The sequence below is a fragment of the Shewanella sp. c952 genome (assembly GCF_019654975.1).
GTDB lineage: Bacteria > Pseudomonadota > Gammaproteobacteria > Enterobacterales > Shewanellaceae > Shewanella.
On sequence record NZ_BPEW01000006.1, the window covers coordinates 52,602 to 65,055 of the forward strand.

General features: G+C 44.5%; 9 protein-coding genes. 5 read left to right on the forward strand and 4 right to left on the reverse strand.

Translation table 11 applies throughout. From position 1 onward, the window contains the following. Window positions 1–16 precede the first annotated feature (16 nt). Together K5R16_RS06410 and K5R16_RS06415 are read left to right on the forward strand one after the other, a co-directional pair. Window positions 17–589 (forward strand): GNAT family N-acetyltransferase, encoded by a 573-nt coding sequence (locus K5R16_RS06410; RefSeq protein ID WP_220736707.1) that lies wholly within the window; start codon window positions 17–19, stop codon window positions 587–589. After that, a complete protein-coding gene (locus K5R16_RS06415; protein ID WP_220736708.1) occupies window positions 589–1,395 on the forward strand; it encodes an SDR family oxidoreductase in 807 nt (268 codons plus the stop codon). Before K5R16_RS06410 ends, K5R16_RS06415 begins: the two co-directional genes overlap by 1 nt. Before the next feature lie 82 nt (window positions 1,396–1,477). On the opposite strand, the gene K5R16_RS06420 is transcribed toward K5R16_RS06415, so the two are convergent. Then, window positions 1,478–3,550 (reverse strand): TonB-dependent siderophore receptor, encoded by a 2,073-nt coding sequence (locus tag K5R16_RS06420; RefSeq protein ID WP_220736709.1) that lies wholly within the window; start codon window positions 3,548–3,550, stop codon window positions 1,478–1,480. A gap of 532 nt (window positions 3,551–4,082) precedes the next feature. Between K5R16_RS06420 and K5R16_RS06425 the strand changes: the two genes are divergently transcribed. Next, window positions 4,083–4,835: a cytochrome b/b6 domain-containing protein gene (locus K5R16_RS06425; RefSeq protein ID WP_220736710.1), complete on the forward strand. Its 753-nt coding sequence runs from the start codon at window positions 4,083–4,085 to the stop codon at window positions 4,833–4,835. 85 nt (window positions 4,836–4,920) lie between these two features. On the opposite strand, the gene K5R16_RS06430 is transcribed toward K5R16_RS06425, so the two are convergent. Further along, complete coding sequence (locus tag K5R16_RS06430; RefSeq protein WP_220736711.1) at window positions 4,921–5,766, reverse strand: pseudouridine synthase; 846 nt, start codon at window positions 5,764–5,766, stop codon at window positions 4,921–4,923. A 300-nt stretch (window positions 5,767–6,066) separates the two neighbouring features. Here K5R16_RS06430 and K5R16_RS06435 point away from each other — a divergent pair, with 300 nt between their 5' ends. Beyond that, a complete protein-coding gene (locus K5R16_RS06435; RefSeq protein WP_220736712.1) occupies window positions 6,067–7,800 on the forward strand; it encodes a phospho-sugar mutase in 1,734 nt (577 codons plus the stop codon). Between the two features lie 916 nt (window positions 7,801–8,716). Beyond that, the gene (locus K5R16_RS06440) at window positions 8,717–9,352 is read left to right on the forward strand and encodes a trans-aconitate 2-methyltransferase (RefSeq protein ID WP_220736713.1); all 636 of its coding nucleotides are present in this window, start codon (window positions 8,717–8,719) and stop codon (window positions 9,350–9,352) included. A gap of 33 nt (window positions 9,353–9,385) precedes the next feature. On the opposite strand, the gene panP is transcribed toward K5R16_RS06440, so the two are convergent. Then, complete coding sequence (gene panP, locus K5R16_RS06445) at window positions 9,386–11,032, reverse strand: pyridoxal-dependent aspartate 1-decarboxylase PanP (protein ID WP_220736714.1); 1,647 nt, start codon at window positions 11,030–11,032, stop codon at window positions 9,386–9,388. A 206-nt stretch (window positions 11,033–11,238) separates the two neighbouring features. Beyond that, window positions 11,239–12,393 carry a glycerate kinase gene (locus K5R16_RS06450; protein WP_220736715.1) on the reverse strand — a complete coding sequence of 385 codons (1,155 nt, stop codon included), beginning with the start codon at window positions 12,391–12,393 and terminating at the stop codon, window positions 11,239–11,241. Between the last annotated feature and the right edge of the window lie 61 nt (window positions 12,394–12,454).

Sequence of the window (12,454 nt, forward strand, 5' to 3'; positions counted from 1 at the left end):
TCTAGGGAGTAACACCTTGCAAATTAGATTAGCTGAACAAAAGGACATGCAAGCATTTTTTAGCTACCTCTCGCGTCAACTTGCTGAAAACGGTGTCGACGGTGCACCGGTTTTTCAGCCTATGTCTCGAACTGAGTCTCACTTGAGCGACGCCATGAAATCTCGTTTCAATCACGGGATCGCGACTGAATTAGGTGAGCAAGGTTGGCGTAAAATGTTATTGGCATTGATTGACGGTAATATCGTCGGTCATATCGATATACGCGCTCATGCTGAAGCGCATACCGTTCACCGAGCTTTATTGGGTATGGGGGTTGATGCCACTGCTCGTGGTAAAGGACTCGGTAATGCGCTTATTGGGTCCATTTTTAACTGGACGGCAACCCATACAGATATTGAGTATATCGACTTATGGGTATTATCCAATAACCAAGTAGCGTGCCGGCTCTATGAGCGCACTGGCTTTAGTAAGTGCGCTGAAATAGCAGATATGTTTCGTATAGATGGCAAACCTCAGGCTTACAGCATGATGTCAAAAGCGGTAATGGCTGCAAATGTGCTTGCTTTGACTGACACTGAGGAGCGCTGATGATTCATACCAATACCAATACCAATACCAATACCAATACCAATACCAATACCAATACCAATATTAGTACCAGTCAACATAAAGTGGTGATAGTGACTGGCGCGAGCAGAGGCATTGGCGCTGCAACCGCTAAGTTATTGGGCGCACAAGGATATAGTGTGTGCGTGAATTACCATAAGCAATTACAAGCTGCAGAGCAGGTTGTCACCGATATAAAGTCAGCGGGTGGACACGCTATTGCCATTCAAGCTGATGTATCAAAAGAGGTGGATGTTGTCAGGCTCTTTGCTGAAACGGCGCAGCAGCTGGGCGTAGTGAGGCATTTAGTGAATAACGTTGGCGTGTTGTTTACTCAGTCAAAGCTGGTCGACATGAGTCTAGCGCGGTTTAATCGCGTGATGAATACCAATGTCAGTAGCTGTTTCTTATGTTGCCGTGAGGCCATTAAGCAAATGCAAGCGGGCAGCGCTATCGTTAATGTCTCCTCGGCAGCATCTAGAAGCGGCGCACCCAATGAGTACGTCGATTATGCCGCATCAAAAGGAGCAATGGATTCATTGACTAAAGGTTTGTCGCTTGAAGTGGCAGCCGACGGGATTCGGGTTAATGCGGTTAGACCAGGCTTTATTCATACCGATATGCATGCCGATGGCGGCGAGCCCAATCGCGTTGAAAGGTTAAGTCCACAAATACCGCTGCAGCGGGGTGGGACACCTGAAGAGGTTGCTGAAGCTATCGCATGGTTATTATCAGATGCGGCTTCTTATGTGACAGGGTCATTTATAGATTTAGCCGGTGGAAAGTAGCAAAAACTCCAGTTTACCGACGCAACGAAAAAGCCCAGACTTGAGTCTGGGCTTTATACTTTCTAAATGGAAAACATAATATTTAGAAAGTGTAACTTACACCAAACTTTACCGTTCTTGGTTTACCTACGTTGACTTCTCCATTTTCACCGCCACCTAAGTAGTCAGTGTCAAATAGGTTTTCGACATTCACTCTTAGTTGTAGATCTTGCCCCGCCACAGGAATAGCGTAACTAATTCCGGTGTCAACACGAGTATAAGCATCTTTTTCGAAGGTATTCGCGGCGTCACCAAAGCGCTCGCCCTCGTAGAATGCACCTAAGTTAACCGCCAGTCTGTCGGTTAGTGAATATTTAGCCCAAATAGAAGCTGTCCACTCAGGTACATCTTCAGGTCGATTTCCTTGGAATTCATCGTGGGAGCTATATTCTGCATCGAGATACATTAACGAGGTGATTAAAGACAGATCGTCGTTAATTTGTCCCATGCCGCCAAATTCAAAACCACGATGGCGTTGCACGCCGCCTTGAGTGGTAATAGGGCTATCAGAAGTGCCAGCATTAGTCAGAATGTTCTCACGTTCGATGTTAAACACTGCGGCGTTTAAGCGGATTCTCCCTGATAGCAGTTCCCATTTAGTGCCCAATTCAACCATTTTACCTTTAATTGGGTCGAGCTCTAAACCATAGCTGCCATCTTCATCGTCAAGTACGCTGCCTTGTGGTTCAAAACTCTCACTGTAGTTGGCATAAATAGCAGCATTGTCGACCGGGTGGTAAATAACTCCAAATTTAGGTAACACTGAATTGCTGTCGGCATCGGTTTTGTCTTGCTGATCGTAGCGCACACCCAGTAACACTTGCCATTCATCGGTGAGTGAAATTAGATCTTGAGCAAACACACCATAGTATTGGTAGTCTTTGCTGGAGGCTTTTGCATCGGCATAGTCTAAGTCTGGCTGAGGCACAATAACACCGGTGTTGATATTACCGTTGTCCATTTTTCCTTTCACTTTGAGTGAACTGTATTGGTGGTCAACATAGTTACCGCCAAATAGCAGGTCATGTTGCATACCGGCAAGCTCGATAGAGCCAACAAAGTCGAAGTAAAATGCCTGCTGCTGCCAATCTTCAAGCTTATTGTACGGCTTGTTTTTATAACTACCTGTATCCGGATCGTAGCTGCCAGTTTGAGGCTTACTTTCCCAGCGTTCGCGTTCATTGTGCTGTTTATTGTAACCGGCAGCAAACTCCCAATCGTCACTCAGTTGATAGCGCAGATCAGCGCCATAGTTTTCACTTTGGGCATCAATTTTAGTCCAAGGCATATCCCATATCATCTCGTTGCCACCAACAACGTCGCCATTGTCATCGACTAAGGCGCCACTGTCTTGGCCTGCAAGTTCATCAGATTTGTCATAATGTAAGGACAGCGTGAGATCATCGCTAATATCAAAATCAGTCATTAAGCTGCCAACAAAAAAGTCACTATCTTGTGCACTACCATCTTGATATTCACGCCAGTTTTTATTTTGCTCTTTCTCAAGCACGGCGCGATAACGAATCGTTTGGGCTTCATTCAAACTGCCCCCGGCATCCAGTGAGCCTCTAACCGAGCCATGCTCATCGCCTTTAACACCAACAGTTAAAAATGAGTCGTAAGTCGGCTTTTTAGTGACCAAGTTAACGAGACCTCCCGGCGTTGACTGGCCGTAGAGTAAACTTGACGGTCCTTTTAACACCTCAACATTTTCAACTAATGCCATCGGTAAGCGGTACTTAGAAAAGTGCTGGTGGCCATCTTTAAGTAAATTGGTACTTTCATCCAAACTAAAGCCACGCAAGCTAAAGCGTTCTCTGTCGGTGGTCACTCGACCAATTGAAATACTCGCATCGTTCTTGAGCGCATCACCGAGTGTGCGCACTAACTGGTCATCCATCACCTCTTTAGGAATGACGACTACAGACTGCGGCGTATCCAGTAGAGATACATCAGAGCGCATCGCGCCATGAGCTTGATCTGTTTTGTAATGCTGTTGGTGCCCGGTCACGGTGATAACTTCGATATTGGCATCATCAACAGTGGTTGCGAATGCTGCACTTGAGTAAAGAATGCCTGTTACTAGCGCGGAAATTAGCTTTACTTGAGTATTCATGTAGTCATGCCTTTAATAGCTCTTTGCGACGACAGCTCTTACATAAGCTAATCTCGATATTCCGTATCAAATGTTAAGCGCAGGCTAAAGTTAATTTAAATATGTTGTGGAGGTTTTCTTTCTTGGTGTGAATGCTAATGAGAATTGATATCAATATCAACTGTAAGTGGTTGTTATATGAGCGCTTGAACGGGTGAATGATAAATAGTGTGAGTACTATCACCTGACAAACTTAATGGGTTTTGTATTTTGTTGAGCGTGAAATCCCATTCCAGCAAGGGTTGTAGCGATTTATGAGTTGTTTTTAGTAAAAATACGGCTATATAAAAAATTAATGAATATTAACTGAAACTTAAACCCTTAAGTTTATAATGGTTTTTTTACAATTAGCTATTTGATAGCAATCTGGATCAATTTGTTAGCAATAAGGCCACAAAAAGAGTGGTGTTTAGGCGCGAGTCATCTAGCGGTTGAGTTACCTTTATGATCGTTTAAACAGGCCAGGGAGTTGACAAGTACTATGGACGATAATATGAGTCATAAAACTAGTAATAAAAAAGCAGAAAATGGAGTCGTAGAGTATCGAGTTTGGGACAAACCGGTAAGAATTTTCCATTGGGTCAATGTCATTCTTATTACAGCGCTCATGTTTGTTGGATTAATTATGCTGTTTAAGTCTGAGCTTGGGATCAGCGGCTTAACTGCAAAGATAAAACTGAAAGAGTTACACACAGTCATTGGCTATTTGTTTGCCATTAACCTTCTCGTACGGTTGGTGTGGGGTTTTGTTGGCAGCCGTTTTGCCAAGTTCGCCAGTATGTGTCCAAAAATCAACGAGGTTGCCGCTTATAATCAACGCTTAAAAGTCGGTGAAAATCCTCAGTACCTTGGGCATAATCCTATCGGCAAGTTTGCCGTGGTTGCTATAATGGCTTTGTTGGTTGTTATCATGATAACTGGGTTAATGCGCGCTGGCACGGATATCTATTACCCGCCATTTGGTGGCGCTGTCACTCGTTATATCGCTGCGGATACTGTTGATCCGACTACCATAAAAGCATACGACGATACTGGGGTGAATTTAGATAAAAAGGCCAACATCAAGCCTTATAAAAGTCTTGCTGGCGACATTCACCTGTACAGCGTTTATCTGTTAATGCTGCTGATACTCATGCATATCATCGGTGTGGTACGTGCTGAGTTGCGTCATCAACCAGGGATTATTTCAGCGATGTTTTCAGGCAAGAAACGTATAGCAGGCAAGTGTGAAGACGGAAATGAATAACGATTAACTGTTGTCCATCAATGATAATTCACTAAGTTTTTTATTATAGAAAGGCCACTGCTTAATAGCCGTGGCCTTAGTTTTATCAACTTGTTTTAAAGTGAGGTCGATAAGCTTGTGGTAGCTCAAACACCTTATCTTGATGGGTGACTGGGCAGATAAAGTTTAAGTAACATGAGGTGAGCTGTAAATTGGGCGTCGATTCATTGCCATTACCGTGCAGTCTGTCACCAATAACAGGATGACCAACACTTGCCATATGCACCCGTATTTGATGTTTACGACCTGACTCGATTTTCACTTGCACTTTAGACTGATTTAATTCGCTATTGTATTCAAGCCTGTGGGCGTGAGATAACGCTGACTTGCCATCTACATCACTATTGATAGTGATTTTTGAATCTGGAAATTCACCCTCGACGATCACTTGATAGTATTTATCTAAAGCGCGAGTTTCAAACAATTTGGCAATAGCCGCAGTGATCTTTTTGCTATGACCCAGCACAATCAATCCGGTGGCAGCGAGATCAAGCCTGTGGATAATATAAGCACTACGAGCCGGCGTTAGACGTGTCTCAGCAAAACGATTAATCGTGGTGTGGTCGCTCCATTTTGACCCTTGGCAGCGCATACCAAATGGCTTATACCAGACGCTATATTGTCCTTCATCAAATAGTAACTCAGCTGCTTCAATTTGCTCATCTAATACTGCTTGATTGTAATAAAGATGCAACTCATCACCTTGATTAAGCGCTTTTTTTGCTCGTCTTAAGCGGTTGGTTTGTTTACCGTGAGTGAGCCAAACTGCGCCTTTTTGCATCGCCTGTTTGATTAACTGTTTGCTCAGACCTGTTTGCTTAGCTAACAGGCTGACAGCATCAATTTGAGGATCGATGACTTTGATATGGCATTCAGTTTTTTGCAGGCTCATGGCTTGATTACGTAGTCTTTAAAGATTGGCCAGCTATTTTACACTAACTACTGCAAGCGCTGCGACCTCTATCTATCAATGTGTTTAATACGAGCGTGTCGAGGCAAGGGGTTTGTAAAGAACGTTGACAGCTGAACATACAGGATTAAGGCGTTTGGCTAGATGTAAAAATTTTAATGCAAATTATCTTGTTCTCGCTATGAGCTAGGCTTAATGTGGATCTTAATCGTTTTCAATTGCAGTAACCGACATTGATATTAATCAGTGCGGCTACTTAGCGGGTAAAAACTGGAGTGAATCATGGATACGCAGTTAAAGTTTAGAGTGCAAAACTGGCTCAACAATGATCCCGACCCATTAATGCGCGCAGAGCTAAAGGCTTTGCTTGACGCTAATGACAATGAAGCCATAGCCGCGCGCTTTGCTGGGCGTTTGGCATTTGGTACCGCAGGCCTTCGTGGTGTAGTTGGCGCAGGGCCAACTCGAATGAATCGTTTAGTGGTGCAGCAAACTTCTGCAGGTCTCGGCGCATATCTACAGGCACAAGTGAGTGATATTGCCACTCGCGGCGTAGTCATTGGTTATGATGGCCGCCACGACTCACAACAGTTTGCTGAAGATGCAGCCAGTGTATTGTGTGGACTGGGTATTAAAGTGTACCTGACCAAACAGATAGCAGCCACGCCGCTGGTGGCATTTGGTGTGCTGCACCTTGGTGCTGGAGCGGGCATAGTGGTGACCGCGAGCCATAATCCACCGCAATATAACGGTTATAAAGTGTATTGGGGTAATGGCGCGCAAATTATTCCCCCTCATGATAGCGGGATTGCTGCATGTATTGAAAAAGCGGCCACCGAGCAGATAAAGCTGCCCACGTTAGATGAAGCCTTAATGGCTGGGCATTTACAGATCTTAGGGGATGACTTTTACCAAGCTTATCGTGATGGCGTGCATCAGTCACCAGTGTTACAAAATAATACTGAGCCCGCACAAGTCAGCCTCGCTTACACAGCTATGCATGGCGTGGGTAATGAGATGGCGTTAAACGTGCTGCAAGATGCTGGCTTTGACAACGTATACTCGGTAGCGGCGCAGTCACAGCCCGATGGTGACTTTCCCACGGTGAACTTTCCAAACCCTGAAGAGAAAGGGGCGATGGATTTAGTTATTGCAGAGGCGAAAAAACACAACGCGATGTTGGCCTGTGCTAACGATCCGGATGCCGACCGATTCGCGGTTGCTGTGCGCACCGCTGATGACAATGATCAAATCAACTATCAAATGCTCACAGGCGATCAAGTTGGCGTCTTATTTGGTCATTACTTGCTATCACATGCCAGTGACAACCAGCGTTTAACTTGCACAACGATTGTGTCATCAAGCCTATTATCAAAAGTGGCCGCCAGTATGGATGCGACTTGCACCACCACGCTCACCGGCTTTAAATGGTTAACCAATGTGGGTATGAGCGAGCAAACAGATGCTAATCAGTTCTTGTTTGCCTATGAAGAAGCACTCGGGTACACCCTTGGCACTATGGTGTGGGATAAAGATGGTTTATCGGCGTTGGTTGGATTCGCGCAGCTCACGGCAGAACTTGCCTGTCAAGGGCAAACGATTTGGGACAGATTGGAGCTAATCTATCGGCAGCATGGTTTCCATCTTAATAACCAAGTGAGTATTGCATTAAAACCGACAACACCGAATATTGGTGCTTATCTGCGCGATAACCCGCCGCAAGCAATCGCGGGGCATAAAGTGGTATCAACCGATGACATCAGTATAGGCAAACGCCTTTTTGCCGATGGCAGTGAAGAAGCCATTAATTTGCCTACCAGCGATGTGCTTATCTACCGCCTCGATAACCATGCCAGAGTGATTGTAAGGCCATCAGGCACTGAACCAAAGATTAAGTGCTACTACGAAGTGGTCGAGACTATGAATGCAAACGACACGCTAGCCAGTGCACAACAAAGAGCACAGGCCAATATGGACGCATTTATTAACGCTCATCAAGCAGATTTGCCTAAATAGCTTAATTGCCATTTTAAAATTGAGAAGCCACCGCAAGGTGGCTTTTTATTGAAGGGATGGCTTATATCAGCCGGCTCTATGGCTGCTTTAAACTTAAATGCTTAACTCATTTTTTGATAGAAATGAGTTAGGCATCCAATCCATTAAAAGGTTGAAATTGACACGATGAGCTCTTGTTAGGCTTCTCTGACACTACGCCGTTGATTCAGCACATAAAGTACACATGCAAACAAAGCGATGTCTCTAGGAATAACTATTGCTAAAAAAGTCATTTCGGTAGGTAAAGGAAAAGGGTGGGATACAATGAAGTACGGGATTAATAATGCCCAATAAAAATAACTATAATTATTTAAAGTGAAAGACGTCACTATGCGGGTAAATAGCCAAAAAAGAACAATGAAAGGTATAGTCATAACAACATGCTCGATAATGACACTTTTTAAAATTAGATACTCTCCTGCCAATGGTAGGAGGTCCATAATATTAAACATAACCCCTGCACCAATCCCAGTTATATATACAATTAAGTATAGGTATAATATGCTTAGAAAAATGACTAAGGTCCAATCTTTCACTCTATCCATAAGTAACACTCCATTGACATTCTAATCGCTTTTTATCCAACGTCTTGGGCAAATCCTTGCCTATTATTTACGCTCAACATATCAATGCAAATCATTTGTGTAAACTATTTGTGTAAAATGACTGAGTTGTATGCTTTTTGTATTGTTAAGATGTGTTCATCCAGAACATGGGAAAGAGCATTTACTAGGTCAATGTTACTTCTCTCATTTGCACGCAACTTATAAAATTAGCTGTTGTAGAACAGCTAATTGAACGCTAGTGTAGATGATTAAATAATCAACAACATCAATATTGGAATTCATTTAAAGCACCAAGTGCTAGGGGATAGGCAATGGATAATAATCAAATATCGGTAAATACTTTTGATAAATTAGCGCAAAGGTATGAAGACAAATACATGGATCTTGCGATGTATGCTGATACTTTTGATTCTTTCATCAACCATCTGCCAACTGATGATGCCCGTGTGTTAGAGCTGGCTTGTGGGCCAGGGAATATCACCAAAATGCTGTTATCTGAGAAGCCAAATTTGTCGATATTGGCGACGGATCTCGCGCCCAATATGTTGCTGCTTGCTAAGAAAAACAACCCTAAAATTGAAGTGTTGCAGTTAGACAGTCGCCACTTAAGCAAGGTTACAGAAAGGTTCGATGCAATAATGTGTGGCTTTTGTTTGCCTTACCTTGATAGAGATGAGGCGATTGCACTTATCGATGCCGCGGCTGAAAGGCTGAATCCTCAGGGGGTTTTGTATTTAAGTACAATGGAAGGGGAATGCCCAAAAGTACGCGAGGACACTTCAAGTGATGGTGATAAGGTTTATACCTATTTTCACCATGCAGAGCAGTTAGTGCCGGCCTTGAGTCGACGTGGTTTTAAGCTATTGGCACTAAAGCGTAAACAGCAGTTAAGCCCGATTGGTGAGGTGACGGATCTATTTATCACCGCTAGGCTAGATGCTGACTAAAATGCACGTGAAGTGTGTTATTTAGTTTAAGCGCTACTGCGCTGCTAGCGTCAAAAGTTGCGGTAAAAATCGCTGCTCTTGAGAAGCAATAACGGTTTGCTCAGCAAGCACTTGCTGCAAGATCTCTGGCGTCGTTAGTGGATTGGCTAGTACCACTCTAAATACCACCGCTTTGATGTCCATCATTTGTGCGTTTTCAGGGTTAATCCGCGTGCGAGAAACAAAAGATGTGCCTTGTTCTCGCTGACGTTTCTGCACAAACTTCGTTAATCCATCCAGTAGTGCGTTAAACTCTGTTAGTTTTTCTACGTCATTATTTGCTCGTGCATTGGCCATTGCGATTTGCACGGTCTGCGGCACATAGCGGTAGGTTAACAGGCAAAGCTCTGGTTTTGACACCAGTTCAAACTCTTGATGTTGATTGATCAAATCAGCAAAATAACGGGCTTTTTCCAAACTGTTATTGATCAGTATTTCATAGCCGTCACGACCAATCACTTTTAAGCATGCATGGACTAGCATTGCCATGCCGGGGCGAGAGCCCTCTAAGGTTTGGCTGCCTAAATCTTTCGAGCCTTTTCTGAGAATATACTCGGCGTGGTGTTTAATCGCATTAGCGAAAGTGGGATCTTTAAAGATCACCATGCCTGCGCCCATAGGTACATACATCTGTTTGTGAGCATCAATGGTGACTGAATCTGCGCGTTCTATGCCTGCAAGTAGGTGACGATATTTTTCAGATAACAGGCTGGCGCCGCCCCATGCTGCATCAACATGAAAATGGCAATTAAGCTCGCCCGCTAAGTCAGCGAGCTCATTTAGTGGGTCGATATTGCCGGTTTCGGTGGTGCCTGCAACGCCTACAATTGCCATCACTTTGATGTTGTCTGCGGCCAATTGATTGGCTAAGTCCCGCATTTCTGATACGTCGACTTTGTTGTCTTCTGCTGTGGGTACTTGGATGATATTTTCGCGGCCAATGCCCAGTAGGTCGGCTGTTTTGCCTAAAGAGTAGTGACCGCGCTCAGACACTAGAATGGCTAAGTCGTCATAACCATAATGACGCAAGCCTTTCAGTACTCCTTGTGCTGCAACGCCGCGATAACTGCCATCAGCTTTTAACAGTTGGTTACGGGCAGTCCAAAGAGCAGTAATGTTAGCAACGGTGCCACCAGAGCAAAATGCGCCTAAAGAGACATTAGCGCTGTGCATCCAGCTTTGATAGAAGTCGTCATTTTCAGCATAAATGAGGTGATGCATCATGCCTAACACTTGGCGCTCTAACGGTGTAAAGGCTTTTGACGTTTCTATTTTGACCAGATTTTGGTTTAAACCGACCATCATTTTAGACAGTGGCAGTACAAAGTAGGGCAGCGCTGATGTCATGTGGCCAATAAAGCTTGGCGCTGAGGTATGCACAGAGTGGGCGACAAGCGTTTGCATCATGTCGTCGGCATAATCAGAGACAAATTGCGGCGCGGCTGGAATTTGGTGTTGCTGGAAGTCTAGTTCAATCTCGGTGAGAGGTTTCTCAACCGCCACTACACTTTCCTGCAAAAAGCCCATTAAGTTCTGTGAAATATTTTGCTCAATAACACTAAGGGTTGAATCTGGGGCTTCTGGAACGGTAAAAATTCTCAGTAGTGCCTCTTCAGAAGCGGTGGCTCGTCTTGGTGTCATCGGCTAACTATCTCTACTTATCACACTACTTTTGTGCGTTGGATCAGTCTTTAAGTTGGAGGCTCACTTTACTGTAAGCTTTATAACGCATCAAGTAGAAAAATGAACTGCGACTCTTGTAGCTTGTTCAAATGGCGTTGTAATAAAGAAAAAGGCGCTTATGCGCCTTTAGTTTTTGAATTGATTACAAGCTTAAGGCGGTAATACTAGTTTCTAGCCGATAGGCTGTATAGTGCAGCCACGTTTCTACTGCAGGTGTATAGATTGCTTTTAGCATTCGCCAGCACTTCGGCTAACGGTAGAGCTCGTGGCGTTATTGAAAATAGTGCGCTAAAACCATGTTCTAGCAATATATTGGCGTCGTCACTGACACAACCCGCTATCGCAACTACTGGCACGTTGAGACTATTGGCAACGCCAGCAACTCCCATTGGCGTTTTACCATGCAAAGTTTGGCTGTCTAGTCGACCTTCACCTGTGATAACTAAACTCGCTCCTTTAATATGGCTTGCAAGATCAACGGTGTGCATCACGATGTCTATTCCAGGTTTTAGTTGGGCATCAAGAAATGCCATCACACCTAAGCCCATACCGCCAGCAGCACCAACGCCGCTTAAGTTACGGTTATCTTTAATCCCCGCTTTTGCAATAACATCAGCGTAGTGATTTAGCGCAGTGTCGAGTTGCTCAACCATCTCGCTAGTTGCCCCTTTTTGTGGACCAAAGATCGCCGAAGCGCCATGGTCGCCACAAAGTGGGTTGTTGACGTCGCAAGCGACTTCAAAGCGACATTGTGTAAGTAAAGGGTGCAGGTCTGTTAGGTTAATCTGCTGCAAAGTTGCCAGCGCCGCACCGCCGGGTGCGATAGGCTTATCATCGACATCTAAAAGGTGCGCCCCTAGTGCCTGCGCCATTCCTGCGCCGCCGTCGTTGGTTGCGCTGCCGCCCAGTCCAATGATGATATGTTTGATACCACGATTAAGCGCATCAACAATCAACTCTCCGGTTCCGTAGCTGGTGGTAAACTGTGGATTACGCTGCTCACCAGTGACTAAATGCAAGCCTGAAGCGGCCGCCATTTCGATGACTGCAGTTTTCTCACTGCCGTGATAACTGTCGCCTAAAATGCCATAAAAGGCATTCACTTTGTCGCCAGCAGGTCCCGTTACCGTTGTCCAAATCAAACTGCCGTTTGTGGCATCAATCATTGACTGTACCGTGCCTTCACCGCCATCGGCTACAGGCATTTTTACATATTCAGCATTAGGTAATACTGTGCGAAATCCTCGCTCAATTTCGTTAGCCACTTCCATTGCGGTTAGGCTCTCTTTAAATGAATCGGGGGCAATCACAATTTTCATGCAGTGTTCCTATTTTTAACTCATCGCTGAAACTGGTGAGATAAAGCTTAGCGTTGTAAAG